Origin of the sequence: Anoxybacillus sp. CHMUD (assembly GCF_013096965.1) — a bacterium.
Classification (GTDB): Bacteria; Bacillota; Bacilli; order Bacillales; family Anoxybacillaceae; genus Anoxybacillus; species Anoxybacillus kestanbolensis_A.
Window position 1 is genome coordinate 60,568 of sequence record NZ_SDLG01000006.1, and the last position, 26,896, is coordinate 87,463.

Sequence of the window (26,896 nt, forward strand, 5' to 3'; positions counted from 1 at the left end):
AGTATGACGTTTTCGAAAAATGTGTATAAAGTCACAAAGGGGTGGGACATCGTTGAACGTTTATGTAAACAGTTATGTAGTCGTCTTTGTGTTTCTTTGTTTAGGTATTTTACTTCCGATCGTTGCGCTCACAGCAGGACGTTTTCTTCGTCCACATGCGCCGAATGCAGCGAAGCAAACAACGTACGAGAGCGGATTGGATCCATTCCACGATTCGCGCGTGCAATTTAACGTGAGATATTACATCTTTGCGTTGCTGTTCGTCATTTTTGATGTAGAAACTGTATTTTTATATCCGTGGGCGGTGGCATTTGAAAAGCTCGGTGCATTTGCCATCATCGAAATGCTCATTTTCGTCGTCATGTTGTTGATTGGACTTGTGTATGCTTGGAAGAAGAAGGTGTTAAAATGGATGTAAAGTTATTGAACGTATCAGATCAAGAAATGGAAGAAATGCGCCGCAACGTCTTTTTAACGACATTAGAACAGCTAAAAGCGTGGGCGCGCAGCAACTCGCTATGGCCGCTTACGTTCGGACTTGCCTGTTGCGCCATTGAAATGATGGGAGTCGGCTCTTCCCATTACGACTTAGATCGTTTCGGCTCTTTCTTCCGCACGTCGCCGCGTCAATCAGATGTCATGATCGTTTCAGGTACAGTCACGAAAAAAATGGCGCCAATTGTTCGCCGCTTGTACGATCAAATGCCTGAACCGAAATGGGTCATTGCGATGGGATCATGCGCAACGGCAGGTGGTCCGTACGTGAAATCGTATTGCGTTGTGAAAGGTGTCGATCAAATCGTCCCTGTTGATGTATATATTCCAGGCTGTCCGCCAAACCCAGCTGCCCTTATTTATGGCATTAATAAGTTAAAAGAGAAGATTCGCTATGAAGCAAAAACAGGAAAGAGGGTGCTGTAAATGAGCGATGAAAAAGATTTACAGCAACTAAAAAGAGAAGCGGCCGAACGGGCGAAACAATTAGCAAAAGAGCGTCTTGCTGCCAAACAAGCAGCTGAACAAGCGAAACAAACTGAGCCATCGCTCGAAAGCGAAGATGACCTTGCGCTTGCGAAGAAAAAAGCAGCGGCAGCGGCGAAAGCGAAAGCGGCAGCATTGGCGAAACAAAAAGCCGCGGAGACAGGGGACTTAAGCGAAGAAGAGTTAGCGAAGAAAAAAGCAGCGGCAGCGGCGAAAGCGAAAGCCGCAGCGCTAGCGAAACAAAAAGCGCTGGAGTCAGGCGAATTAAGTGAAGAAGAATTAGCGAAGAAAAAAGCGGCAGCAGCGGCGAAAGCGAAAGCTGCAGCGCTAGCGAAACAAAAAGCGCTGGAGTCAGGCGAATTAAGCGAAGAAGAGTTAGCGAAGAAAAAAGCGGCAGCAGCGGCGAAAGCAAAAGCCGCAGCGCTAGCGAAACAAAAAGCGCTGGAGTCAGGCGAATTAAGTGAAGAAGAATTAGCGAAGAAAAAAGCGGCAGCAGCGGCGAAAGCAAAAGCCGCAGCGCTAGCGAAACAAAAAGCGCTGGAATCAGGCGAATTAAGTGAAGAAGAATTAGCGAAGAAAAAAGCGGCAGCGGCAGCGAAAGCGAAAGCCGCAGCAGCAGCAAAAGCAAAAAGTGCAGATGTCGCTGAACAAAAAGAGGAAAAACCTTCACCAAATCAGCCATATCTCGACAAATACGTCAAAGTGATTGAACAACATCTCGGAGCAGAGGTGCTAGAAAACGCTTACATCAACCGGTTGTCGAAAGACGTACCAACGCTTGTTGCTAAAAAAGATACATATTATAAAGTGGCTGAGTTTTTAAAATATAACGAGCAACTAAGTTTTGATTATTTATCCGAATTGCACGGAACGGATTTTCAAACACATATGGAAGTGTACGTCCACTTGTATTCTTATAAAAATCGCCAGTCCGTTGCGTTGAAAGTAAAAATAGATCGCGACAATCCGGTCATTGACTCGCTTGTTCCGCTTTGGCCAGGGGCAAATTGGCCGGAGTGCGAGGCGTACGACTTGCTTGGTATTCGTTTTGAAGGCCATCCAAACCTCATTCGCATTTTCTTAGGGGAAAATTGGGTCGGCTACCCGCTCCGGAAAGATTACGAACCGTACGATATGGAGGGTTAGAGCGTGCTGAGAACAGAGGAGATGCTTTTAAACGTTGGACCGCAACATCCGAGCACGCATGGCGTGTTTCGCCTCGTGCTGAAAATTGATGGGGAAATAATTAAAGAAGCGACTCCCGTCATCGGTTATCTTCATCGCGGGACAGAAAAAATTGCGGAAAATTTGCAGTATACACAAATCATTCCGTACACAGATCGCATGGACTATTTATCGGCGATGACGAACAATTACGTTATTTGTCACGCAGTAGAAACGATGATGGGTATTGAAGTGCCAGAGCGCGCAGAATATTTACGTGTTTTAGCGATGGAGCTTGGCCGCATTGCGAGCCATCTCGTTTGGTGGGGTACGTATTTGCTTGATATTGGTGCAGTCAGCCCGTTTTTATATGCGTTTCGTGAGCGAGAAATGATTATTAATTTATTAAACGAACTATCAGGCGCGCGCTTAACGTTTAACTATATGCGTGTCGGCGGCGTGAAATGGGATGCGCCAGATGGATGGATCGACAAAGTGAAGCAGTTCGTTCCATATATGCGCAAACAGCTAGAAGGTTATCATGAACTTGTGACAGGAAATGAAATTTTCCGCAACCGTGTCATCGGCGTTGGTAAATACACGAAAGAAGAAGCGTTAGCTTATTCGTTAAGCGGCGTCAATTTACGTTGTACAGGTGTGAAATGGGACTTACGAAAAGATGAACCGTATTCCATTTACGACCGCTTTGATTTTGATGTACCTGTACGAACAGAAGGAGATTGTTTCGCCCGTTATGAATGCCGTCTCGCCGAAATTGAGCAATCGCTTCGCATTATTGAACAAGCGTGTGAGCAGTTTCCAAGTGACGGTGAGATTATGGCGAAAGTGCCAAAAATTATTAAAGCGCCACCGGGCGAGGCGTATGTGCGCATCGAGTCGCCGCGTGGCGAAATTGGGTGCTACATTGCGAGCGACGGGAAAAAAGAGCCGTACCGCTTAAAATTCCGTCGACCGTCATTTTATAATTTGCAAATCCTTCCGAAACTATTAAAAGGGGAAAATATCGCAAATTTAATTGCGATACTTGGCGCGATTGATATCGTGCTTGGGGAGGTCGATGGATGATGATGGAACAACTTTTACAGTCGACGCCGAGCTGGACAAATGTTGCGATATTTTTCGCGATTGGCGTTGGGCTGTTGCTCGTTGTATTAGGGTTTGTTACGTACGGCATTTTAGCGGAACGAAAAGTAATGGGATTTATGCAAGGACGAATCGGTCCGAACCAAGTGGGAGGTCGCTGGGGGTTATTGCAGACGGTTGCGGACGTATTAAAACTACTATTGAAAGAAGATACAATTCCAAAAGCAGCCGATCGGCCATTGTTCATTTTAGCACCGGTCATTGCGTTTGCCCCTGCGTTTATGGTGCTGGCAGCGTTGCCGTTTACGGATGCGTTACAATTTGCCGATATTGGTGTCGGGCTGTTGTATTACATTGCCGTTTCGGGATTGACGACGATTGGGGTTGTCACGGGCGCATGGGCGTCCAACAACAAATATGCACTACTTGGAGGCATGCGCGCAGCTGCGCAAATGATTTCATACGAAGTGCCTCTCGTCATGTCGGTCATCGGTGTCATTTTGTTGGCGGGAAGTTTAAACTTAAACGACATTGTTGAGGCGCAAAAAGATGTTTGGTTTATTATTGCGCAGCCGATCGGATTTCTCGTTTTCCTCATCGCCGCTGTGGCAGAGTTAAACCGGACGCCATTTGACTTGCCGGAAGCAGAATCGGAGCTTGTTGCAGGATTCCACGTAGAATATTCTGGCTTCCGTTGGGCGTTTTTCATGCTTGCAGAGTACGTGTACTTTTTTGCGATGGCAGCTTTAACAACTGTTCTTTTCTTAGGAGGATGGCATCCGCTTCCATTTCTCGGTTTTATTCCAGGAGCGGTTTGGTTTGCCTTAAAGTTTAGTCTTGTCGTCTTTTTATTCATTTGGTTTCGCATTACGTTTCCGCGTGTGCGGGCCGATCAATTGATGGAGTTTGGCTGGAAAGTATTATTGCCTGTTGCACTCGTGAACATTTTCGTGACAGCTTTTGTAAAACAACTATTTTTTTAAATAAAAAGGTGGGTGGGCAGAAATGCTCGGTTTAATGAAAGGATTAGCGTATACGCTGAAAAATTTAACGAAAGAAAAAGTGACGTACGATTATCCGAATGAACCGCTTCCGCTTCCGGATCGCTTTCGCGGCATTCAAAAGTTTTATCCGGAAAAATGTATCGTTTGCAATCAGTGTGCAAACATTTGCCCGACCGACTGTATTCAGCTGACGGGCAAAAAGCATCCGGATCCGACGAAAAAAGGAAAAATTATTGATACGTATGACATTAATTTTGAAATTTGCATTTTATGCGATTTATGTACAGAAGTATGTCCGACCGAGGCGATTGTCATGACGAACAACTTTGAATTAGCGGAATATAGTCGCGATGAATTGTTTAAAGATTTAACGTGGCTTGACGAAAACGATACGAACGTGCGGAAGGTGAATAAACCATGAGCGGACAATATCTCGCATTTTTCGTTCTTGCGCTCATTGCGCTAGGCGGCGGCATATTTATGTTAAATTTAAACAAAGTCGTCCATATGGTCGTCGCCCTTGTATTTACGTTCGTCAGTCTCGCCGGCATTTACGTGCTTTTATCTGCTGAGTTTGTTGCGGCAGTACAAGTGCTCATTTACTCCGGAGCAATTACGATCATTATGTTATTTGGCATTATGTTGACGCGCCACCAAGATGACGGACAATCGACAGGAAGCCCGCTTCGTAAAGCGCTCGCGTTGCTCGGTACGGTAGCATTCGGTGCGGTTATGTACATCGGCATTCGCACGCTTGATTTCGGTACGGAAGCGGTCGGACTTCATGAAAACAATACGGAACAAATCGGGATCGCCCTTTATTCTAAATACGTCATTCCGTTTGAACTAACATCTGTATTATTGCTCGTTGCTCTCGTTGGCGCCGTCATTTTAGCAAAAAAAGATGATAAGGAGGAGGGAGAATGAGCGTACCGTTATCCGCCTATCTCGTATTTGCGCTTTTATTATTTTGCATCGGGCTGTACGGAGCGTTAACAAAACGAAATACGGTGATCGTCCTCATTTGTATTGAGCTCATGTTAAATGCGGTCAACGTAAACTTAGTGGCGTTTAGTAAATATGGGGTGAATCCGGGCATTACAGGGCAACTGTTTTCGCTGTTTACAATTACCGTTGCCGCCGCAGAAGTAGCGGTCGGTTTAGCGATTTTAATTGCGCTATACCGCAACCGTAAAACGATTCATATTGATGAAGTCGATACGATGAAACGATAAAGGATGGGAAACAAAGGGGTTAATATATAAACGCACCTGAAAAAGGGGATGATTGAACGATGATGGAAAACGCATGGCTCATACCGCTTTTTCCGTTCGTATCGTTTGTTGTGCTGCTTGTCGTCGGTAAGCAGTTAAAAGAACGAAGCGCGTATGTCGGAATGTTGTTGACGTTTCTTTCGCTCGTTTTGGCTCTCGGGACGTTGTACGAGCGATGGACGGCACCAACATACAAACAAGCATACACATGGCTTACGATCGGGAATGTACAATTGACGGTCGGTTTTGAAGTGAATGCGTTAAACGCACTTATGCTCGTTGTCGTATCGCTTGTTAGTTTTCTCGTACATACGTATGCGAAAGGGTATATGCATGGTGATGAGCGCTTTCCGGTGTTTTATGCATATTTAGGCTTATTTACTTTTGCGATGCTTGGGCTCGTCATATCGCCTAACTTATTGCAGACGTACATGTTTTGGGAGCTTGTCGGTCTCGGCTCGTTCTTATTGATCGGATTTTATTTTTACAAAGAAGAAGCAAAAGCTGCAGCGAAAAAAGCGTTTATTATGACGCGCATCGGGGATGTCGGCTTGCTGATCGGCATGATTTTATTGTTCCTTGAAGTAGGAAGCTTTGAATATGAAGCCATTTTTGCCGCGTTACAAAATGGAAATATATCGACTACAATCATCACGTTAAGCGCCATTCTTATTTTCGTTGGCGCCGTCGGAAAATCAGGTCAATTTCCGCTTCATACGTGGCTTCCGGATGCGATGGAAGGTCCAACGCCTGTATCCGCATTAATTCACGCAGCGACAATGGTTGCGGCTGGGGTATATTTAGTGGCGACGTTGTTCCCGCTTTATGAAGCGAGCGAGACGGCGATGATGACCGTCGCTTACGTCGGTGGATTTACCGCTATTTTTGCAGCGTCCATCGGCTTAGTACAAACAGACATTAAACGTGTGCTCGCGTATTCTACAGTCAGCCAGCTCGGCTACATGATGTTGGCGCTCGGTTCAGCTGGATATGTCGCAGGCATCTTTCATTTGATGACGCATGCATTTTTCAAAGCGCTCCTCTTTTTAGCGGCAGGTAGCGTCATTCATGCGGTGCATACGCAAAACATTGAACAAATGGGCGGATTATGGAAAAAGATGAAATGGACCGCTCCGCTCTTTTTAATCGGAACGTTAGCGATTAGCGGGTTTCCGTTGTTCTCAGGCTTTTTCAGCAAAGACGAAATTTTACTTGCCGCGTGGACGCACGGACATGTCGGTCTATTTGTTGTTGCTGTTATTGCGGCCTTTTTCACAGCGTTTTATATGTTCCGTTTATTTTTCCTTGTATTTGCAGGGGAAGCGCGAACGAACGTCCACGACGTTCACGAATCACCAATGGTTATGGTGCTTCCGATGATTGTGCTCGGCGTGCTTGCTGTCGTTTCTGGCTACGTCCAAACACCGTGGGGAGCGTTTTTAGGCGAATGGTTGACGGAAGGAACGAACTGGCATGCGCATACAGAAGGTCCAAGTTGGATTATGATTGTTGCGACTGTTGTTTCTTTATGTGGCATGGCTCTTGCGTGGCTCATATATGGCAAACAGGCGATTGCTCGCGACTGGCTATCGTCGCGTTTCCCAATGACGTACAACGTGCTTATGAATAAATATTACGTCGACGAGTTTTACGGACTTACTGTTATTCGTGCCGCATCGTTTGTTAGCTTGTTATTTGAATACATCGATCGTTTCCTCGTCGAAGGAATAGCTCGGTCGCTTGCAGCAGCTACGCGCGGTATCGGACGAATCGGTTCGCGTCTACAAAACGGTCAAGTACAAATGTATGGCACAGTGACGATCGTTGCTTTAGCAATTCTCGTCGTCATTTTTGCGGTGACAGGGGGGTATTTATAATGCAGCCATACTTTTTATCGCTCTTAATTTTCTCCCCGCTTTTAGGTATACTCGTTCTTTCCTTGATTTCGAAAGAGCAAGAAAAAGCGATTAAATGGCTCGGTGTGTTGGCGACGTTGCCATCGTTATGTTTATCGTTGTTTGCTTTTTGGCAATATCAAAACGGGTATGATATAAGCCAGCTGACAGAAAAGCGTTCATGGATTCGATTTGGCGATTTTCCGTTTTTAAGGGAAACGGATTTTACGGTCGCGTACGAACTGCACGTCGACGGTTTTGCGCTCGTCATGATCGTGCTAACAACTATTTTAGCAACGCTCGCTGCGCTTGCTTCCATATCCATTCAAAAAGAATGGAAAGGCTATTTTCAACTGTTTTTATTGCTTGAAATCGGCATGCTTGGCGTTTTTGCGGCAAGCAACCTCGTTCTCTTTTTCATCTTTCTCGAATTGACGCTCATTCCGATGTTTTTCTTAATCGGAAAATGGGGCTATTTCGAAAAAGAAAAAGCAGCGTATAGTTATTTAATTTACAACGGGCTCGGTTCAGCTGTTTTGTTAATTGTGATCGCTATTTTGTTCGCCCGCACCGGCACAGCGAATATCGCGGAGTTGCGCCACATATTGACGGATCCGATTGCGCAAATGCAAACCATTTCGCCAATTTCCGACGATCTTCGTTACGGATTGTTTATCGCCTTGCTTGTTGCATTTGGGGTAAAATTGCCGATCGTGCCGCTCCATCGTTGGATGTTGCGCGTGCACGTACAAGCGCCGCCGTCTGTCGTCATGCTGCACGCGGGTGTTTTGTTAAAAATTGGTGCTTTTGGTCTCGTTCGTATCGCCCTCGGATTATTTCCCGGGCAATTCCAGCAATTTTCGACATGGCTCATCGTTTTAGGAGTTGTAAATTTATTGTACGGTGCGTTTTTAGCGTTTAGACAAACCGATTTTAAAATGGTACTCGCTTACTCAAGTGTATCGCATATGGGCATTGTATTGATCGGTCTTGGATCTCTTAATGAAGCGGGAATGCAAGGGGCGATTTTCCAAGCGGTGTCACACGGATTTATCGCGGCGTTCTTATTCTTCTTCGTCGGGGTCATGTACGAGCGGACGCGCACGACGACGCTCGCCCGTTTAGGTGGAATGGCAAAAACGATGCCGTATGCATCAGGATTTATTCTTGCTGGAGCGATGGCTTCGCTCGGCTTGCCGGGGACGTCAGGATTTATTAGCGAGTTTATGGCGTTTGTTGGTGCGTTTCGAGCCGAGCCTTTATTAGCGGCGATCGGTACGCTCGGCATTATTATGACAGCAGTGTACTTGTTGCGGGCGGTGCTTCGCATAACATTCGGGCAAACAACAGTCACAAACGTTCACGATTTACGTGGTATCGAATGGGTGCCAGCCATTAGTTTACTGTTGTTTATTGTTATTATTGGGGTATATCCGAACGTGTTGGCGATGCCGCTGCAGACGACGATTGAAACGATGATGAACGGGTTAGGGGGTTGATGAGATGGATTTCGAAACATTACTTAGTTATCAATGGGGCGTCATGATGCCGGAATTTATCATTCTCGGCGTGGCGGTTGCGCTCTCGCTCATCGACCTATTTATGCCCGAAGATCGCAACCGGCGCCTGCTAGGGCTGTTCGCTTTCGTTGGCGTCGCCGTTTCGTTCGTATCGTTGCTTGGGTTATGGATGACTGATGTTACATCTATTTTAGATGATACGTTTCGCCTTGATTCGTTTGCGAAATCGTTTAAAGCGTTATTGCTCATCGGTAGTGCGCTCGTGTTACTTCTTGCGATTCATTACGAACCGAATGAGCGCATCGCCTACCGCGGTGAATTTTACTACTTATTTTTAACAGCGCTCCTCGGCGCGATGATGATGGCGTCGAGCGGTGATCTTATTACGCTCTTTGTCGGTCTTGAACTGTTGTCCATTTCTTCTTATATTCTTGTTGCGATTCGGAAAAAACATACGTTAGCGAATGAAGCTGCGCTAAAATACGTCATTACGGGAAGTATCGCAACAGCCATTACGTTATTCGGAATGAGCTACATATTTGGCTTTACCGGATCGACAAATATAAAAGAAATTGCCCAGCAACTCGCAAGCACGTACGATGAAAACCATCAATACATTTTATCGGTTGCCTTTTTGCTTACGTTTATCGGTTTGTCGTTCAAACTGGCGGCTGCTCCGTTTCATATGTGGGCGCCTGATGTATATCAAGGTGCAACGACGCCCATTGTTTCGTTTTTAAGCGTTGTGTCGAAAACGGCAGGATTTATCATCGTCTTGCGCCTCATCGTCTCTGTATTTGCGCAAACGCCAGCCGGAAGTTCCGCTTCCATGTTGATGACGCTTGCGCCGTACATCGCTTTTTTAGCAGGAGCAACGATGATTATCGGCAATACGATTGCCCTTCGACAACGAAACGTGAAGCGTATGCTCGCATATTCAAGCGTGGCGCATGCCGGGTACGTATTAGTCGCTTTTGCAAGCTTATCGATGTTTATGTTTGAAGCGATTTGGTTTTACTTATTGGCGTATTTGTTTATGACGATCGGAGCATTTGCCATTTTACAAGTCGTTTCTCAACATCACGATGACGAAGACGTTAGCATATTTGCTGGTTTATATCGTCGCTCGCCGCTTATGGCAATTGCGATGACAATCTTTTTACTATCGCTTGCAGGTATCCCAGGAACAGCTGGATTTATCGGGAAAATGAATATTTTCCTCGGCGCATTCGTCGTGGAGCCGGCACATTACGTGCTTGCGTCGATTATGGTGATCACAACGGTCATCTCTTACGTATATTACTTTGGAATTTTCGTACAAATGTTTTTCCGACCTGTCGAACATACGCACCGATTAGAGTGGCCACCTGGGGTCATTGCGGTTGTCGTTATTTGTATCATCGGCACCGTTTTATTAGGGGTGTTTCCAAACATCGCTTACGATTTCCTTGCACCGTTTGAACATTTTAGCGATTTTCTTCAATAAGACGTATAATGGAAGGGGTTTACCCTTCCATTTTCTTTTGTGAAAGGAGGAATAAGCGTGGAAGTATTCGGACAAGAGGCGTTAATTAGTTTACTTTCTCATTTATTTTTTATTACGGTGACGTGGTGGACGTTACAAGCGGTTCGACTTGAAGTCATTTTCAAACCAAATCGTACCATTCAAGCGCGCGTCTTTTACGTGTTATTGACGATCGCGATCGGCTCATTAGTGAGCAACTTCTTTTTAGATTATTTACGTTGGTCGCGCCAGCTGCCATTTTTATTTTAACCGCGAGTGTTGTCGATTTTTTTCACGTATGTTCCCTTCCGATCTGGCAACAATAAATGCTAAGGAGAGGAAGGGAAAGAGATGAGAAAAAAATGGTTGGCACTCGTTATTTTTTGTTTGTTATTTAGTGGTTATCGGATGTATGATGGTGAACGTGTCGAAAGAGAAATAACGAAAATAAACGACATGCTCGGCGTATTTGACGCTCATCATATTTACCTCAAACGATGGAACGTCTACGCCAAAGAGCAAGTACTTACCAATGACCCTCACAACTGGATCCAACAATACGTGAGAACATGGTCCTCTTTTCGTTGGACGGTTGAACCGCACAAGATGATTGGCAAACGTGAAACCTCCGCTTACGTTGAAACGATTCAACTTATCACGGTCGCTCATCATCCAGCTGTCCTTGTTTTATACGAAGCAACCGGTTCAACGTGGAATAAACAACTCGAACGCACGCTCGTCCGACAAACGACAAAATTATTCGAAAAACCTACATTTTTCACTTGTATTACAGGGGAATTTGATGATAAGATGAAAGGTGTTTTGTTTGACAAGGCGGTTCGCTTGCTTGCTTCGTTTCAAGCGCAACCGATCGAATCATTGCGTGAAGAGACATTTGTCTCCGTCTCAGCATATACTGAGCAGTGGAAGACGTCACTTTCTGTCGGACAACAACAAATGAATCTTCAACTGGCGTTACGACAAAACGGATTGGGCGCGCGAACGACCGTTGTCATTGGCACCCCAATCATAACAGCTGAATATTAATATAGAGACTTTGGACGCGGAGGGGAATGCCTTGGAAAAAATCATCGTCCGCGGCGGGAAGCGGTTGAGTGGCACAGTGAAAGTGGAAGGTGCGAAAAACGCTGTGTTGCCTGTCATCGCCGCAACATTGTTAGCGAGTGAAGGAAAGAGCGTCATTTACGATGTACCTGAACTCTCCGATGTATATACGATTAGTGAAGTGTTGCGTCATTTACAAGCGGACGTAACGGTTGGCAACAACAACATTGTCGTGGATGCATCTGGAGAGCTAACGATTGAAGCTCCATTTGAATATGTACGAAAAATGCGCGCATCTGTATTAGTGATGGGACCGTTGCTTGCGCGTAAAGGCCGCGCGCGCGTGGCGCTACCGGGTGGCTGTGCGATCGGATCACGCCCGATTGATCAACATTTAAAAGGATTTGAAGCGATGGGTGCAACGGTGAAAATCGGCAACGGTTTTATCGACGCAGAAGTGAATGGGAAATTGCGCGGTGCAAAAATTTATTTAGACTTCCCAAGTGTAGGAGCGACAGAAAATATTATGATGGCTGCCGTTTTGGCAGAAGGCACGACCGTCATCGAAAACTGTGCGAAAGAGCCTGAAATTGTCGACTTAGCTAACTTTTTAAACGCCATGGGTGCGAAAGTGCGCGGGGCTGGAACAGGCACGATTCGCATTGACGGTGTTACTACATTATATGGTGCTGAACATACAGTTATTCCTGATCGCATTGAAGCCGGAACGTTTATGATTGCCGCTGCCATTACAGGCGGAAACGTCCTTGTACAAGGTGCGGTGCCAGAACATTTAACGTCGTTAATCGCAAAGCTCGAGGAAATGGGTGTCACGATCGTTGAAGAAGATAGTGGTTTGCGCGTCATTGCGCCAGACAAATTAAAAGCGGTAGACGTCAAAACGATGCCACATCCCGGCTTTCCAACAGATATGCAATCACAAATGATGGCGCTATTGATGAAAGCAGAAGGCACAAGCATGGTAACCGAAACGGTATTTGAAAACCGTTTTATGCATGTCGAAGAATTTCGTCGCATGAATGCTGACATGAAAATTGAAGGCCGTTCGGTCATTATTAACGGTCCATGCAACTTGCAAGGGGCGGAAGTAGCCGCAACGGACTTGCGTGCAGCTGCTGCGCTTATTTTAGCCGGGCTAGCAGCGGAAGGATATACGCGCGTAACGGAGCTGAAACATTTAGATCGCGGTTACGTTCGTTTTCATGAAAAGTTAGCCGCTCTAGGTGCTGACATCGAGCGTGTCCGCGAGGATGTCGATACGGCACAAACACAAATGACAGACGTTGGATGAACATAAAAGCGACCGTTTGCGGAGGCGAATGGTCGTTTTTTGCATATATGCTTGTCCCCTCGCATACAGTTTAGTAATGACAAAGGGGGGATCGGATTGCGACAATGGATCATCGCAACAATAACATTATTTACACTTATTTTACTTATTCCTGCGTTAGTCGTTTTAGCGTTTGGGGAAAAGCAAAGCACACCCCTTTCGGCCGAACCGAAGCACGTTCAAGCGCGCGATGAACCGATCGTGGAAGTGGCAGTGTACCGAAGTAAAGAAAAAAAGGTCGAACGGCTTCCGCTTGAACAATATGTCGTTGGCGTCGTAGCAGCAGAAATGCCAGCGGAATTTGAAATGGAAGCGTTAAAAGCTCAGGCGCTTACCGCAAGAACGTATATCGTGAAACAGCTTATGCATAACCAACCGATTCAACTACCCGAGGGAGCGAACGTGACGGACACGGTTATGCATCAAGTATATTATAACGACGAGCAATTAAAAGAAATGTGGGGAATTAGTTACGAATGGAAAATAAAAAAAATTAAAGAAGCGGTCGAGGCAACGAGAGGACAAATTTTAACGTACAACAACGGGCCGATTGAAGCGGCGTTTTTCTCGACAAGCAACGGCTATACGGAAAACTCAGAAGCGTATTGGCAAAACGCGTTTCCGTATTTAACGAGCGTCGAAAGCCCGTGGGATGAACAGTCGCCAAAGTTTTACGAACAAGTGACGTTATCGGTTCGCGAATTTGAACAACGGCTCGGGGTGAAACTGCCAAAAGACGGATCCGTTGGAAAAGTGCTTGCACGCACGCCGGGAAAACGCGTCGCTCTTGTTGATATTAACGGGAAACAGCTCACTGGTCGTGACGTGCGCGAAAAGCTGCAGTTAAAATCAACCGATTTTACGTGGGAGAGGAAAGGAAATAACATCGTCATTACGACGAAAGGATACGGTCACGGCGTCGGGATGAGTCAATACGGGGCGAACTTTTTAGCGAAACAAGGAAAAACGTATAAAGAGATTGTCAAATATTATTATCAAGGGGTACAAATTCACGATATATCGCTTGTCGCTTCAAAATTTTGAAGCGGCAAATTTTTTTATTTTTACGTGTATAAATGTGCTTCTTTCTGTTCACAATGGTTGCTGAGGTGATGAACATGAAAGAAGAAAACAAAAAAGTTTCAAAGTTGTTCCGTAAACGATGGGTTGTTCCTTCCGTTTATTTGTTAAGCGCAGCGCTTATTTTAACAGGTGTGCTTTGGTTCCAAAACAAAACAAACGATATTGTCCAGCCACCTGTCGATGAGCAAACAGAACAAGGAACGGCGGTGAATGAACCAGAATCTGTTCCGGTACAACAAGCGGTTGAACAAATCATTATGCCTGTCCTTGATCCAAACGCTGTTGAAATCGCAAAACCATTTTACGATTTTCATGCACCAGCCGAAGAACAAGAAGCTGCTCTCGTCTCTTATAATGATGAATATTATCCGAACAAAGGTGTCGACATCGCGATGAAAAACGGCGAAAGTTTTGATGTGACCGCATCGTTAAGCGGAACAGTCGTCAAAGTAGAAAAAGACCCGCTCTTTGGCTACGTCGTTCATATTCAACATGATCGCGGCGTTGTGACGGTATATCAATCATTAAAAGACGTACAAGTGAAAACAGGCGACACAGTAAAACAAGGACAAGTGATCGCAAAGGCAGGCACAAGCGAGTTTAATAAAGAAGCAGGCGTCCACGTCCATTTTGAAATTCGAAAAGACGGACAAGCGGTGAACCCTGTCGCTTACTTCGATCAACCGCTAAGCGCATTAGAAAACAAAGAACAACAAACAACGGAACAACAAGAAACAAATCAAAACGAAACAGAAAAACAACAAAGCGATCCGTCAAGCACCGTTCCAGATGCTTCGATCGGAATGGCAAGAACATGAACAGATGGGCAAAATGCTCATCTGTTCGCTTTTTTATGGAATATATTTTCTTCTTCCCTAATACACTATTACAAACTTGAACAACGAGGGTGTTTGAGGTGAGATGAACGATTAATAGATGACATTGACGATTTTGTTATAAACGAGTAAACGCCACTGCGCCAAACGCCTTACACGTCTCATTTCACACTTCTCACATCCAACTTAGGGAGGGCGAGCAGTGTGCACGATTACATCAAAGAGCGTACAATCAAGATTGGCAAGTACATCGTGGAGACGAGAAAAACCGTTCGCGTCATCGCGAAAGAGTTCGGTGTGTCCAAAAGCACCGTCCATAAAGACTTAACGGAACGGCTTCCAGAAATTAATCCCGAATTAGCGAATGAAGTGAAAGAAATTTTAGATTACCATAAATCCATTCGCCATTTGCGTGGAGGAGAAGCGACAAAGAAAAAGTATAAAAAAGAAACGGAGCAAGCGACGTAAATTTGTTGTTCCCCTTGTCAAAAATATTCTCTTTTTTTCGTCATCGTTGTGGTAGAATGTTTTATTAGGAGAAATGGCAAGGAGGAACGTACATGTTTTTAGCAAGAGATATCGGCATCGATCTCGGCACGGCGAACGTGTTGATTTATGTGAAAGGAAAAGGCATTGTATTAAACGAGCCTTCCGTCGTTGCGATTGACCAGCATACGAAACGAGTGTTGGCGGTCGGAGAAGAGGCGCGGCGCATGGTTGGGCGCACGCCTGGGCATATTGTTGCCATTCGTCCGTTAAAAGACGGGGTGATTGCAGATTTTGAAATTACGGAAGCGATGCTAAAACATTTTTTAAGCAAACTCAATTTAAAAGGATGGTTTGCTAAACCGCGTATTTTAATTTGCTGTCCAACAAACATTACGTCCGTCGAACGAAAAGCGATTAAAGAAGCGGCAGAAAAAAGCGGCGGAAAAAAAGTGTACTTAGAAGAAGAACCGAAAGTAGCAGCGATTGGCGCAGGGATGGATATTTTTCAACCTTCTGGAAACATGGTCATCGATATTGGCGGAGGTACGACGGACGTTGCCGTATTATCGATGGGTGATATCGTCACATCCGCATCCATTAAAGTAGCGGGCGATAAATTTGACCAAGAAATTTTACATTACATTAAGCGCGAATATAAATTGTTAATCGGGGAGCGGACAGCGGAAGAAATTAAAATCAATATCGCGACTGTTTTCCCGAATGCGCGCGATGAAGCGATGGACATTCGCGGTCGCGATTTAGTAACAGGCTTACCAAGAACGATTACGATTCGCTCCGGTGAAATTGAAAAGGCGCTACGCGAAACGGTATATACGATCGTCCAAACAGCAAAAAGCGTTCTTGAGCGCACACCGCCAGAACTATCAGCCGACATTATTGACCGCGGCGTTTTCTTAACAGGAGGTGGGGCATTGCTTCACGGCATCGACCAACTTCTTGCCCAAGAATTAAAAGTACCTGTCTTTATTGCCGAAAATCCGATGGATTGCGTAGCGATCGGTACAGGATTAATGCTTGATAACATCGACAAAGCTCCATATCGTCAACCTGTATAGGTACCATTGGGAAATGGTACCTATTCGCTTTTTCCCCACTTTTCTTTTATAATGAAAGTAGTGTAAAAACGGTTAGGGGGCTTTTGACTGTTCATGATAAATGTATAAATATTTATAAAAATCTGATGATCATTTTATGTGAAAAAAGTCAAAAAGGGGCTGGGAGAAGATGATTCGCACGTACAAAGTCATGCTTCTGCCCAACAATAAGCAAAAGACGAAGCTATTTCAATGCGCCGGTGTTGCCAGATGGGCGTATAACTTTGCATTAGCACAACAACAAGAAAATGATAAACAAGGTGGTCAATTTTTAAGTGATGGCGAACTAAGAAAAAGACTAACGAAACTCAAACAAACGAAAGAGTACAGTTGGCTCAATTCATTCTCAAACAACATCACAAAACAAGCGATCAAAGACGCGTGTCAAGCTTACAAAAACTTTTTCGAAGGGCGGGCGAAGTTTCCAAAGTTTAAAACAAAAAAGCGAACACGCCCAAGTTTTTATCAAGACACCACCAAAATCAAAATCACCGACACGCATGTGAAACTAGAGAAACTGACGCCTTCGAAAAAGAAAAATAGACAGAAATTCAATTGGATTCGTCTTGCTGAAAGAGGTCGTATTCCTCACGGTGCACATATAAAGTATGTCAATCCGCGCATCGTGTTTGACGGGATGAACTGGTTTTTAACGGTCGGTGTAGAGGAAGTGGAAGTGAAACATGAAACGTATAACGAAGGCATCGGCATTGATTTGGGAGTAAAATCGTTCGCTACCGTCAGCAATGGGATGACGTTTCCTAACATCCATCACATGCCTCAAGTGAAAAAGCTTGAAAAACAAATGAAGCGAATGCAAAGAAAAATATCGCGAAAATATGAAATGAACAAAATCCAAACAGAAAGGGGGGAATTCCGTTACAGAAAAACGGAAAACATCAAGAAACTAGAATTCCTTGTTTTGAAAAAACGCCGAAGGCTAAAAAATACCCGGCTAAACTATACCCACCACATCACCACGACGTTGGTGAAAACCAAGCCAGCGTATGTCGTGATGGAAGACTTGAATACAAGTGGCATGTTAAAAAATCGCAAGCTATCGAAAGCGATTCAACAACAAACATTCCACGAGTTCAAGCGGCAAATGACGTACAAATGTGCATGGCATGGGATCGAGTTGATCGTGGCGGATCGGTTTTATCCGTCAAGCAAAAAGTGTAGCCGTTGTGGTCACGTAAAAGAGAAGCTTTCTCTATCCGAACGGACGTATCGCTGTGAAGCTTGCGGGATAGAAATGGATCGTGACCTCAACGCAAGCATCAACTTGAAAAACTATGCCAAGTAAAGCACAACATGTACCCATCCGTTAGTGGGGAAGTGAAGCCTTCGGAGCGTCAAAGAAACGAGAGTAGCTTTTCGCGAAATCGGGCGCGATGAACAAGGAAGGAAACATAGACTTTTATAAGTTTATTATAAAGTCTTGTAAGTTTTCTGTAACGGAAGAGTGATGTTTCGCGGACTATATACAGCGGCCTCAGGCATGCTTTCACAACAACGCCGCATCGAGATGATGACGAACAATATCGCAAATGCGAATACGCCGGGCTACAAAGCTGATCAAGCATCGTTGCGAGCTTTTCCAGAGATGCTAATGCACCGCATTCAACAAACAACGATTCCGACAGAAAGGAAACTCACATGGCGCGATCGGACGTACATTGGCCCGCTATCGACAGGTGTGTACGTGCAAGAACTTGTGCCGAACTTTGCGCAAGGAGATATACGCGAAACAGGCAACAACACCGACATGGCGATCGTCGATAGCACAGGCACATCATTTTTTACCGTTCAAAACGAAACGGGCGACGTTCGTTATACGCGCAACGGTCACTTTACAATTGATGCGGACGGTGCATTAACGACGACAGACGGCTTGTACGTGCTTGATGAAAACGGCAACCGCATCGTCGTTGGCGACGAGCAGTTTACCGTCTTATCTGATGGGACGATCACGAAAAACGGCGCGCCAATCGCCCGCCTTCGCATCGCTTATGCCGAAAATGTGCAAACGCTTATGAAAGAAGGAAACGGTTTATTTCGAGCCGAACAAGAACTTCCGCCTGCTGAAACGTATACGATTCGGCAACAACATATGGAACGTTCAAACGTCGATTTGTCTCGTGCGATGACAGATATGCTTTCAGCTTACCGAGCGTTTGAAGCAAACCAAAAAATTTTACAAGCATATGATAAAAGCATGGACAAAGCGGCAAACGAAATCGGCCGCTTAAGATAGGAGGACGGCTATGCTTCGCTCAATGATTACTGCCGCCAATACAATGAACCAACTACAACAACAACTAGACGTCATTAGCCATAATATCGCCAACGTCAATACGACCGGGTTTAAAAAGCGCGATGCCGTATTTGGTGAATTGCTCGCCCAACAGTTTACGAACTTGCCAAAAACGGACGAAGCGCCACGCCTGACGCCAGCAGGTGTCCGCCTCGGTGTCGGCGCAAAAGTCGCGTCCACCTATATGCAAATGAAACAAGGTTCGGTCGTAAAAACAGATCGTCCGCTTGATCTCGCTTTGACGAAAGAAGGGCAATTTTTCCGCATTTTTGTTGATGGGGCGATTCAATATACGCGCGATGGTGCGTTTTACCTTAGCCCGTCCGCAAACAATCCAGACGAACTTATGGTTGTAACAGCTGATGGTTACGCGGTGCTAAATGAAAACGACGAGCCGATTACTGTCCGCGACGGTTTTAAAGACATTCAAGTCACCCAAAACGGCACGATGCAATTCATTGCGCCAAACGGAGACATCATGCAGACGGTAAACATCGGGGTATCATATATCACCCGTCCGCAACTCATGCAGGCGCTCGGTGACAACCGTTTTGCTTTTCCAAATGGGCTCAATGTGGAAGACGCAACAATCAACTTAGCTGGCAATAATCGCAACGCCATTTCATTACAACAATACGCCCTAGAACAATCAAACGTGGAGCTAGCGACAGAAATGAGCGAACTGATGATTACGCAACGGTCATATCAGCTTAACGCTCGTGCGATTACGCTATCGGATCAAATGATGGGGCTAATTAACGGCATTCGTTCGTAGAGAGGGAAAATGATATGGAGGAAAAACAACAAAAGCGCTCGCTTCGCCGTCCGCGCCGTCGCCTCGTTCCGATTTGGCTTCGTCTTGTCATTGTGTTCGTTCTCGTTCTGTTAAGTGGGATGATCGGAGCGATGGTCGGCTACGGTGTGATTGGCGAAGGAAACGCATGGGATGCGTTAAAGCCAGCGACGTGGCAACATATTATCGACTTAATCGAAAAACAATAGTGGACAGACCACTTCAAAACGTGATACATTGAAAACAAACGACGGAAGGGAGATCCTTCCGTTTTTTTATAAAGGAGGAATTGATATGCTTGATATTCAACAAATTCAACAAATTATTCCACATCGCTATCCGTTTTTACTCGTTGATCGCATTGTTGAAGTGGAAGAAGGAAAGCGCGCCGTCGGCATAAAAAACGTGAGCGCCAACGAACAATTTTTCGTCGGTCATTTTCCTGAATATCCGGTCATGCCAGGTGTATTGATTGTCGAAGCGCTAGCGCAAGTAGGGGCGGTCGCGATGTTAATGAAAGAAGAAAACCGCGGTCGCCTCGCCTTTTTCACAGGCATCGATAACTGCCGCTTTAAAAAACAAGTAAAACCGGGTGACCAATTGCGTCTAGAAGTGGAAATGATTCGCTTTAAAGGTGCAATCGGCAAAGGAAAAGGCATCGCCACCGTTGATGGCGAACTCGTATGCGAAACAGAAATGATGTTTGCGCTCGGTGAAAAATAATGCATAATCGTCTCCTTTCTGGGCATGTTATAAGTGATTACATATAAGACAGAAAGGAGACAAACGATGAAAGCAAAATGGCTACTCAAACTACTTAGCGCGCTCATCGCCATCATGGTCGTCACCGGTTGCAATAACGACGATACCGATAACGATATGAACAATCAAGAAGAGATGCAACCAGGTGAAGATACAAATAAAGGCGTCGGCGATGATGAAAACGATGCTGTCCCAGATGAAGAAGACGCCGTTGAAGATGCAGAAGACATGAACGATGCAGATAATACGGACGAGTAAGCGCAAGAGATTTCCTCTTGCGTTTTTTTATTGCTATACTTCCTATAACACCTAGCAAAGTTATAAAAAAACTTTGTCAATACCCGTTTTTTTATGATACATTAACGGTTGACGATTATTATATGGAGGGTTTTTGTATATGTTAAAACAGCTTCCTCATCGCATGAAAATGAACATCACGCTGTCGATTAAAAAAGTGTTTGAACGATACATGGCAACAATCGGCTGGGACGAAACAAAATACGATGCTGCAACGTTCATGGAACAATGGCGTCATTATTTATACAATGAAGCGGCATGGTTTAACGAATTAGATGATACGATGAAAGCAAACCCACACTTTCATGAACAACTTGCTGAACGTATTAACGAAATTATCGACCAGCTCGTCAACGAACCTCCAACAGACGATCAAATCGCAGAAATTAATCGCCTCGTTGAACGGCTCGGCATTGACGATTTCCCTTACGGCTGTCGATTAGAAGCAAAATACCATATCGAACGTCTACAACAAGAGTTAAAAAAAAAGAAAAGTTAACGAAACGAGCGAGTGAAAAGCAACGAAAGCTGGCAGAAATTTTATACTACCAAGCATATGACCGTCCACTGCCGGAGCGGGAGTATACGGTGGGGGAAATTTACGAGCTCATTGCACAAACGAAGCGAATGATCGAAAAAGAAGAGCATAATGAACAAATGATTCACTAACCGGCAGAACATGGCTCTGTCGGTTTTCTTTTTCGTGGAAATAACTTTACAAAAAGGGTAGAAAAACGGAATTGTTTGTCGGTATAATGAAGCTAGTGAACGTTTTTGTCGAAAATATATGTTTCATAGGAGGACGCCATGGAAGAGACGATTAGCTTACGAGAATTATTTCAAACGTTACGCAAACGTGCGTGGCTTATTGTAGCGATTACCGTCATCGTAACGATGACAAGCGGTATCGTTAGCTATTTTGTGTTGACGCCAATTTATCAAGCATCAACACAACTACTCGTAAATCAAGCGAAAAGCGAACAGCCGATTTACAATATTAGCGAAATTCAAACGAATTTGCAGCTCATTAATACGTATAACGTCATTATGAAAAGCCCAGCCATTTTAGATATCGTCAAAGAAGAACTCGATTTAAATATGCCGATTGAAGAGCTCAATGAAAAAATTAACGTCACAAGTGAAAAAGACTCGCAAGTCGTGAACGTAACAGTCGAAGATCCCGATCCGTATATGGCGGCTGATATTGCTAATACCGTTGCAAACGTGTTTCAGCGTGAGATCGTGAAAATTATGAACGTTGATAACGTCAACATTTTAGCGAGGGCAGAAGTGAAAGAGCAACCTGTTCCGGTGAAACCAAAGCCGCTACTCAATATGGCGATCGCTTTCGTTGTCGGTATGATGACAGGTGTCGGTTTAGCATTTTTACTTGAATATTTAGATAACACGATTAAAAACGAACAGGACGTCGAGAAGTTGCTTGAGCTACCTGTGCTAGGAGCTGTCACAACAATTGATGAAGAAGGAAAAGAAGCCAAAGCGTTACAAGCGAAAAAGCAAGTAAGAGGTGAGACGATTGGTTCTTAAAAAGAAAAAGCAAGTATTTGAGCGGACGATGCGCTCACTCATTACAAAAACAAACCCGAAATCGCCAATTTCTGAACAATATCGGACGATTCGAACGAACATTCAATTTTCTGTCGCTGATCGTCCGTTGCGCTCGATTATGGTCACCTCCTCTGCCCCTGCAGAAGGAAAATCAACAACCATTGCCAATTTAGCGGTCGTTTTTGCCCAACAAGGAAAAAAAGTGCTTTTAATTGATGCGGACTTACGTAAACCGACGGTCCATTACACGTTTCGTAAAGACAACTACGTCGGTGTCACGAACGTATTAACGAAACAGGCGACGCTTCAAACAGCGATGAAAGAAACGGATGTGGAAAACTTATTTGTGTTAACGAGCGGTCCGATTCCACCAAATCCAGCTGAATTGCTCGGCTCAGCCACAATGGAAGAACTATTAGCGGAAGCATATGATCAGTTTGATGTTGTTCTTTTTGATACACCGCCTGTGTTAGCCGTGACGGATGCCCAAATTTTAGCGAATCAATGCGACGGAACGATTCTTGTTGTCCATAGTGGAAAGACAGACATTGAGGCCGCGCAAAAGGCAAAAGAACTCCTTTTAGCGGCGAAAGGAAAGCTATTAGGTGTTGTGTTAAACCAAAAGAAGCAAAAAGAAAGTAGCTATTATTACTACTATGGTAACAAATAGACAACATTCGACAAAAAATGTCTATTGTCCCCTTCTATTTTCCTATGCTACTATGAATTACATGAGTCTAGTTGTCGAAAGATGATGAAATCCGCCTATTTTTGGCCGATATAAAGGGAGAGAGGGGTTTGCATGATTGATATTCATAGTCACATTTTACCATCTGTCGATGACGGAGCGAAGACGTTCGATGACGCCATCGAGATGGCGAAAGCGGCGGTTGATGAGGGGATTACGACAATCATCGCAACCCCTCATCACCGCAATGGGACGTTTGAAAATGAGAAACAATCGATTATTGAGCACGTTTATGCATTAAATGAGGCGTTGCAAATGCATCACATTCCCCTCTCTATCTTACCAGGACAGGAAGTGCGCATTCATGGGGAACTGATGGATCATTATCGCGATGGGGATATTTTGTCGCTTGCGGAGACGAAGTATGTGCTTGTGGAGCTTCCAAGCAACCACGTTCCGCGCTATACGGAGCAGCTTCTTTTCGATATGCAACTGCAAGGGCTTGTTCCGATCATTGCCCATCCTGAACGAAATAGCGAGCTGATCGAACATCCGAACAAGCTATACGACCTTGTGAAAAAAGGGGCATTAACACAGCTCACTGCCGCAAGCGTCGCCGGAAAGTTCGGGAAAAATATTAAAAAGTTTTCACTTCAAATGATTGAAGCGAATTTAGCTCACCTCATCGCATCTGATGCGCATAACACAACAACGCGCGCCTTTCATTTACGCGAAGCATACGATGTCATTCAAAAACAGTTCGGCTCGCAAGCTGTATATGTGTTTCAAGAGAACGCACAGCTGCTTGTCGCAAACGACACATTGTATAAAGATGCGCCAGAACGAATGAAAAAGAAAAAGTTTTTAGGTATTTTCTAAGTTTCATCGTTTCCTATACATACTATGGAATAATTGTGCATTGCTGATTTCGAACGTTTGTCGATATCGGCTTTCCTTTTCGGTGATGTCTCCTTACCGTTATCAACGGAGGCACTCGGCCGTGCTGTGGGTGGGGACGATGACGGTCCTGCCACCTTAGACGCCTGTCGTCAATGGTGCGGTGTGAGGGCGGGTTAGATGCCCAATGCTAACCTTGTTTTTTATTTATGTCTCTTTTTTGCCATGTTATAATGAGAGAAATGGTAAAGGAGGGATACAATGAGCCAAGAATTAAAAGCTTTGCTTCGCTCTGTATTGAAGGAAGAACTACAGCCTGTTCATGAGCGATTAGAACGTGTTGAACAAACGCAACAAGAGTTACAACGCGGTCAAAAAGCATTAGAAAAGAGTGTTGCTCAAATCCAGCAAGATGTAACAGAGCTACAAGTAGGCCAGCGAGCACTAGAAAACACAGTTGCTCAAATTCAACAAGACGTCGCACAATTACAAGCAGGCCAACAAGCATTACAACAAGACGTCGCACAATTACAAGCAGGCCAACAAGCATTACAACAAGATGTTGCACAATTACAAGCAGGCCAACAAGCGTTACAACAAGACGTCGCACAATTACAAGCAGGTCAACAAGCATTACAACAAGACGTCGCACAATTACAAGCAGGTCAACAAGCGTTACAACAAGACGTCGCACAATTACAAGCAGGTCAACAAGCGTTACAACAAGATGTTGCACAATTACAAGCAGGTCAACACAAGCTATATACATGCACCTTAAAACCATGACTTCTGTATGAACACCTTTTTTCATGGCTATACTGCTCCTAAATATTTCTATACAAAAGGAGCGGAATTGGCATGAAACGTTTGAAAATCACAAATGATCACGGTTGGACGCCTCGAACCCTTCGAAAACAAGAACGGAAAATCAAAGATGCTTCTCTTCGTGTTCGGGTGACCGCTGTTCGTCTTGTCATGGAAGGTCATCTCGGTAAAGATGTGGCCAAAATGGTCAATCTATGCCGTCAATCCGTTGCCATCTACGTTGCACGGTTTAATCAAGGTGGGCTCGATCATCTACTCGATCGTCGCTTACCACCTGGTCGCGTGCCATTTCTTACGGAAGAACAACAACAAGAAATTAGACAACTCGTGTTAACCACCACACCTGTGGATGCTGGCTGGGGCATCGCTTCATCATGGAACACGCGCATTTTACAATCTTACATCCAACATACCTATGGCGTTTCGATGTCACGTGAAGGCATTCGTAAGTTGTTGCATCGTCTTCGTTTGTCATGGACACGTCCGACTTACAAGCTAGTCAAAGGAGACGCCAAGCGTCAAGCTGCCTTTCAAAAAGAACTTGAATTTATAAAAAAAAAACTAATTACCGAGAATGTCACGCTGTTTTATGTGGATGAGACACATGTTCGTGCTTATCAAGCGCTACGTACGACATGGGCAGAAGTAGGGAATCAGAAACACGTGCCGAGCTACGGTCACCACGCCCACGTTTCTATTTTTGGCGCCGTCGATGTTCAACAAGGCGATGTGGTATTTCATCGCGCATCATCCGCCAATGCCGAAACGTTCCTCGACTTTTTGCGCCGATTGAAAGAGAAATATACGGACCGATTCCTCGTGCTTGTGTTAGACAATGCGCGTATTCATCATGCCAAGATGGTGCAAGCCTTTCTTGATGGCGAGGAAGGCGATGCTTTTCATTTCATCTTTTTTCCACCGTATTCTCCACAGTTGAACCCGATTGAACGGTTATGGAAGTGGTTGAAAGATGAGGTGATTGCCAACGTTTTTCACAAGGATCAAAACGACATTGCCCAATCCATTACTCGCTTTGAACAGTACGTTCTACAACACCCGGATGAGGTGTTGCGCCGCATCGGGTGTACTGCGTGAACCAGAGGTTAAAATTTTAAATTGGATGTATATAGAAAATGATATGGTCGATATGAAACAATCACTCGGAAATATGGAACGGACGCAAGAAAAGATTCTTGAAGAGCTACGCATATCAAAAAACAACCAGGCACTAGTCATAAATGATTTGACAAGCATAAAAAAATCAATGGATGTGACGGTTGCTTATTTGCAGCGTAGATCCGATGTCATATTTGATAAAATGATTGAACATGAAAAAGAAATTTTAAATTTAAAAACACGTCTACCAAACTAACTCCCCATGGGAGCTATTTTTTTGTACATCGACGTATAGGTTATGCATATATAGCGTATACGTGGGTGTACAGTTTAGGAAGTGAGGGATGTATGTGAAAACGGTAAGAAAAGCGATTATCCCAGCTGCTGGGCTTGGCACGCGCTTTTTACCTGCGACAAAAGCGATGCCAAAAGAAATGCTTCCGATTGTCGATAAACCGACAATTCAATACATCGTTGAAGAAGCGATCGAATCAGGCATTGAAGATATTATTATCGTCACAGGAAAAGGAAAACGTGCCATCGAAGACCATTTCGACCATGCATTTGAACTGGAACAAACGTTGTTAAAAAACAATAAACACGACCTACTAGAAAAAGTAAAAGAGCCGTCCAAAGTCGACATTCATTACATTCGTCAAAAAGAACCAAAAGGACTAGGCCACGCCGTCTGGTGCGCCCGCAAATTTATTGGCGATGAACCATTTGCTGTCCTGTTAGGCGACGACATCGTTCAAGCCGAAACACCGTGTTTAAAACAACTGATGAACGAATTTGAACAAACGAGAAGCTCCGTCATCGGCGTCAAACAAGTCGCAGACGACGAAACGCATCGCTACGGCATTATCGACCCGATCGACAAAAAAGGCCGACGCTACCAAGTGCGTCAATTCGTCGAGAAACCAGCACCAGGCACCGCCCCATCGAACTTAGCGATTATGGGTCGATACATATTAACGCCAGAAATTTTCATGTTTCTTGAAAAACAAGAAACCGGCGCCGGCGGCGAAATTCAACTGACCGACGCGATTCAAAAACTAAACGAAATCCAACGCGTCTTTGCGTATGAGTTTGAAGGAAAGCGATACGACGTTGGGGAGAAGTTAGGGTTTATTCAGACGACGATTGAGTTTGCGATGCAAGATGAGGAGTTGAAACAACATCTCATTCCGTTTATGGAGCAGATATTGCAAGAAGCGAAAGTGAAGGAATAAAAGGTTAAAGGGGGA

The 26,896-nt window shown here is 44.7% G+C and carries 31 protein-coding genes and 1 pseudogene; all 32 read left to right on the forward strand.

Annotated features, from left to right (window positions below):
- Nucleotides 1-19 precede the first annotated feature (19 nt).
- On the forward strand, nucleotides 20-418 hold the full coding sequence (locus ETB99_RS05845) for an NADH-quinone oxidoreductase subunit A (RefSeq protein ID WP_077429174.1): 399 nt from the start codon (nucleotides 20-22) through the stop codon (nucleotides 416-418).
- On the forward strand, nucleotides 409-921 hold the full coding sequence (locus ETB99_RS05850) for a NuoB/complex I 20 kDa subunit family protein (protein ID WP_003396994.1): 513 nt from the start codon (nucleotides 409-411) through the stop codon (nucleotides 919-921). The genes ETB99_RS05845 and ETB99_RS05850 overlap by 10 nt, the downstream gene beginning before the upstream one ends.
- Entirely contained in the window at nucleotides 922-2,127 is a 1,206-nt protein-coding gene (locus ETB99_RS05855) for an NADH-quinone oxidoreductase subunit C (protein WP_171700155.1), read from the forward strand.
- A gap of 3 nt (nucleotides 2,128-2,130) precedes the next feature.
- Nucleotides 2,131-3,231 (forward strand): NADH-quinone oxidoreductase subunit D, encoded by a 1,101-nt coding sequence (locus ETB99_RS05860; RefSeq protein ID WP_035019874.1) that lies wholly within the window; start codon nucleotides 2,131-2,133, stop codon nucleotides 3,229-3,231.
- Entirely contained in the window at nucleotides 3,231-4,232 is a 1,002-nt protein-coding gene (nuoH, locus tag ETB99_RS05865) for an NADH-quinone oxidoreductase subunit NuoH (RefSeq protein WP_171700226.1), read from the forward strand. Before ETB99_RS05860 ends, nuoH begins: the two co-directional genes overlap by 1 nt.
- A gap of 22 nt (nucleotides 4,233-4,254) precedes the next feature.
- Nucleotides 4,255-4,674: an NADH-quinone oxidoreductase subunit NuoI gene (gene nuoI / locus ETB99_RS05870; RefSeq protein ID WP_003396988.1), complete on the forward strand. Its 420-nt coding sequence runs from the start codon at nucleotides 4,255-4,257 to the stop codon at nucleotides 4,672-4,674.
- On the forward strand, nucleotides 4,671-5,180 hold the full coding sequence (locus ETB99_RS05875) for an NADH-quinone oxidoreductase subunit J (protein WP_003396986.1): 510 nt from the start codon (nucleotides 4,671-4,673) through the stop codon (nucleotides 5,178-5,180). Before nuoI ends, ETB99_RS05875 begins: the two co-directional genes overlap by 4 nt.
- On the forward strand, nucleotides 5,177-5,488 hold the full coding sequence (gene nuoK, locus ETB99_RS05880; RefSeq protein ID WP_091700060.1) for an NADH-quinone oxidoreductase subunit NuoK: 312 nt from the start codon (nucleotides 5,177-5,179) through the stop codon (nucleotides 5,486-5,488). Before ETB99_RS05875 ends, nuoK begins: the two co-directional genes overlap by 4 nt.
- 59 nt (nucleotides 5,489-5,547) lie before the next feature.
- Nucleotides 5,548-7,404 carry an NADH-quinone oxidoreductase subunit L gene (gene nuoL / locus ETB99_RS05885; protein ID WP_171700156.1) on the forward strand — a complete coding sequence of 619 codons (1,857 nt, stop codon included), beginning with the start codon at nucleotides 5,548-5,550 and terminating at the stop codon, nucleotides 7,402-7,404.
- On the forward strand, nucleotides 7,404-8,921 hold the full coding sequence (locus tag ETB99_RS05890) for an NADH-quinone oxidoreductase subunit M (protein ID WP_077429178.1): 1,518 nt from the start codon (nucleotides 7,404-7,406) through the stop codon (nucleotides 8,919-8,921). The genes nuoL and ETB99_RS05890 overlap by 1 nt, the downstream gene beginning before the upstream one ends.
- Before the next feature lie 4 nt (nucleotides 8,922-8,925).
- Nucleotides 8,926-10,428: an NADH-quinone oxidoreductase subunit NuoN gene (gene nuoN / locus ETB99_RS05895; protein ID WP_171700157.1), complete on the forward strand. Its 1,503-nt coding sequence runs from the start codon at nucleotides 8,926-8,928 to the stop codon at nucleotides 10,426-10,428.
- Between the two features lie 57 nt (nucleotides 10,429-10,485).
- The gene (locus tag ETB99_RS05900) at nucleotides 10,486-10,716 is read left to right on the forward strand and encodes a DUF1146 family protein (RefSeq protein WP_171700158.1); all 231 of its coding nucleotides are present in this window, start codon (nucleotides 10,486-10,488) and stop codon (nucleotides 10,714-10,716) included.
- An 81-nt stretch (nucleotides 10,717-10,797) separates the two neighbouring features.
- Nucleotides 10,798-11,493, forward strand: a complete 696-nt coding sequence (locus ETB99_RS05905) for a YwmB family TATA-box binding protein (protein ID WP_171700159.1) — start codon at nucleotides 10,798-10,800, stop codon at nucleotides 11,491-11,493.
- A gap of 31 nt (nucleotides 11,494-11,524) precedes the next feature.
- On the forward strand, nucleotides 11,525-12,823 hold the full coding sequence (murA, locus tag ETB99_RS05910) for a UDP-N-acetylglucosamine 1-carboxyvinyltransferase (protein ID WP_171700160.1): 1,299 nt from the start codon (nucleotides 11,525-11,527) through the stop codon (nucleotides 12,821-12,823).
- Nucleotides 12,824-12,919: 96 nt separating this feature from the next.
- Nucleotides 12,920-13,906 (forward strand): stage II sporulation protein D, encoded by a 987-nt coding sequence (gene spoIID / locus ETB99_RS05915; RefSeq protein ID WP_171700161.1) that lies wholly within the window; start codon nucleotides 12,920-12,922, stop codon nucleotides 13,904-13,906.
- Nucleotides 13,907-13,980: 74 nt separating this feature from the next.
- Nucleotides 13,981-14,763: a stage II sporulation protein SpoIIQ gene (gene spoIIQ / locus ETB99_RS05920; RefSeq protein ID WP_375153708.1), complete on the forward strand. Its 783-nt coding sequence runs from the start codon at nucleotides 13,981-13,983 to the stop codon at nucleotides 14,761-14,763.
- A 222-nt stretch (nucleotides 14,764-14,985) separates the two neighbouring features.
- Nucleotides 14,986-15,249: a sporulation transcriptional regulator SpoIIID gene (spoIIID, locus tag ETB99_RS05925; RefSeq protein WP_003396966.1), complete on the forward strand. Its 264-nt coding sequence runs from the start codon at nucleotides 14,986-14,988 to the stop codon at nucleotides 15,247-15,249.
- A 92-nt stretch (nucleotides 15,250-15,341) separates the two neighbouring features.
- Entirely contained in the window at nucleotides 15,342-16,346 is a 1,005-nt protein-coding gene (gene mreB / locus ETB99_RS05930; RefSeq protein WP_171700163.1) for a rod shape-determining protein, read from the forward strand.
- A gap of 169 nt (nucleotides 16,347-16,515) precedes the next feature.
- Nucleotides 16,516-17,691: an RNA-guided endonuclease InsQ/TnpB family protein gene (locus ETB99_RS05935; RefSeq protein WP_171700164.1), complete on the forward strand. Its 1,176-nt coding sequence runs from the start codon at nucleotides 16,516-16,518 to the stop codon at nucleotides 17,689-17,691.
- A 162-nt stretch (nucleotides 17,692-17,853) separates the two neighbouring features.
- The gene (gene flgF, locus ETB99_RS05940; RefSeq protein WP_171700165.1) at nucleotides 17,854-18,642 is read left to right on the forward strand and encodes a flagellar basal-body rod protein FlgF; all 789 of its coding nucleotides are present in this window, start codon (nucleotides 17,854-17,856) and stop codon (nucleotides 18,640-18,642) included.
- A gap of 10 nt (nucleotides 18,643-18,652) precedes the next feature.
- Complete coding sequence (locus ETB99_RS05945) at nucleotides 18,653-19,477, forward strand: flagellar hook-basal body protein (protein ID WP_171700166.1); 825 nt, start codon at nucleotides 18,653-18,655, stop codon at nucleotides 19,475-19,477.
- Between the two features lie 14 nt (nucleotides 19,478-19,491).
- Nucleotides 19,492-19,704, forward strand: a complete 213-nt coding sequence (locus tag ETB99_RS05950) for a DNA-directed RNA polymerase subunit beta (protein WP_171700167.1) — start codon at nucleotides 19,492-19,494, stop codon at nucleotides 19,702-19,704.
- A gap of 85 nt (nucleotides 19,705-19,789) precedes the next feature.
- Entirely contained in the window at nucleotides 19,790-20,218 is a 429-nt protein-coding gene (gene fabZ / locus ETB99_RS05955) for a 3-hydroxyacyl-ACP dehydratase FabZ (RefSeq protein WP_012576163.1), read from the forward strand.
- A gap of 66 nt (nucleotides 20,219-20,284) precedes the next feature.
- Nucleotides 20,285-20,515 carry a hypothetical protein gene (locus ETB99_RS05960; RefSeq protein ID WP_094240363.1) on the forward strand — a complete coding sequence of 77 codons (231 nt, stop codon included), beginning with the start codon at nucleotides 20,285-20,287 and terminating at the stop codon, nucleotides 20,513-20,515.
- 139 nt (nucleotides 20,516-20,654) lie between these two features.
- Complete coding sequence (locus ETB99_RS05965; protein ID WP_077429853.1) at nucleotides 20,655-21,053, forward strand: hypothetical protein; 399 nt, start codon at nucleotides 20,655-20,657, stop codon at nucleotides 21,051-21,053.
- Between the two features lie 308 nt (nucleotides 21,054-21,361).
- Nucleotides 21,362-22,102 carry a YveK family protein gene (locus tag ETB99_RS05970; RefSeq protein ID WP_171700168.1) on the forward strand — a complete coding sequence of 247 codons (741 nt, stop codon included), beginning with the start codon at nucleotides 21,362-21,364 and terminating at the stop codon, nucleotides 22,100-22,102.
- A gap of 28 nt (nucleotides 22,103-22,130) precedes the next feature.
- Complete coding sequence (locus ETB99_RS05975; RefSeq protein ID WP_171700227.1) at nucleotides 22,131-22,793, forward strand: CpsD/CapB family tyrosine-protein kinase; 663 nt, start codon at nucleotides 22,131-22,133, stop codon at nucleotides 22,791-22,793.
- A gap of 132 nt (nucleotides 22,794-22,925) precedes the next feature.
- Nucleotides 22,926-23,690, forward strand: coding sequence for a tyrosine-protein phosphatase (locus ETB99_RS05980; protein WP_171700169.1), 765 nt, complete (start codon nucleotides 22,926-22,928; stop codon nucleotides 23,688-23,690).
- A 279-nt stretch (nucleotides 23,691-23,969) separates the two neighbouring features.
- Nucleotides 23,970-24,494, forward strand: a complete 525-nt coding sequence (locus ETB99_RS05985; RefSeq protein ID WP_253263556.1) for a hypothetical protein — start codon at nucleotides 23,970-23,972, stop codon at nucleotides 24,492-24,494.
- Nucleotides 24,495-24,566: 72 nt separating this feature from the next.
- Complete coding sequence (locus tag ETB99_RS05990) at nucleotides 24,567-25,628, forward strand: IS630 family transposase (protein ID WP_171700170.1); 1,062 nt, start codon at nucleotides 24,567-24,569, stop codon at nucleotides 25,626-25,628.
- Between the two features lie 31 nt (nucleotides 25,629-25,659).
- Nucleotides 25,660-25,905: pseudogene (locus ETB99_RS05995) on the forward strand (hypothetical protein); the annotation flags it as partial.
- 94 nt (nucleotides 25,906-25,999) lie between these two features.
- Nucleotides 26,000-26,881, forward strand: a complete 882-nt coding sequence (gene galU / locus ETB99_RS06000) for a UTP--glucose-1-phosphate uridylyltransferase GalU (protein ID WP_171700228.1) — start codon at nucleotides 26,000-26,002, stop codon at nucleotides 26,879-26,881.
- Nucleotides 26,882-26,896 lie beyond the last annotated feature (15 nt).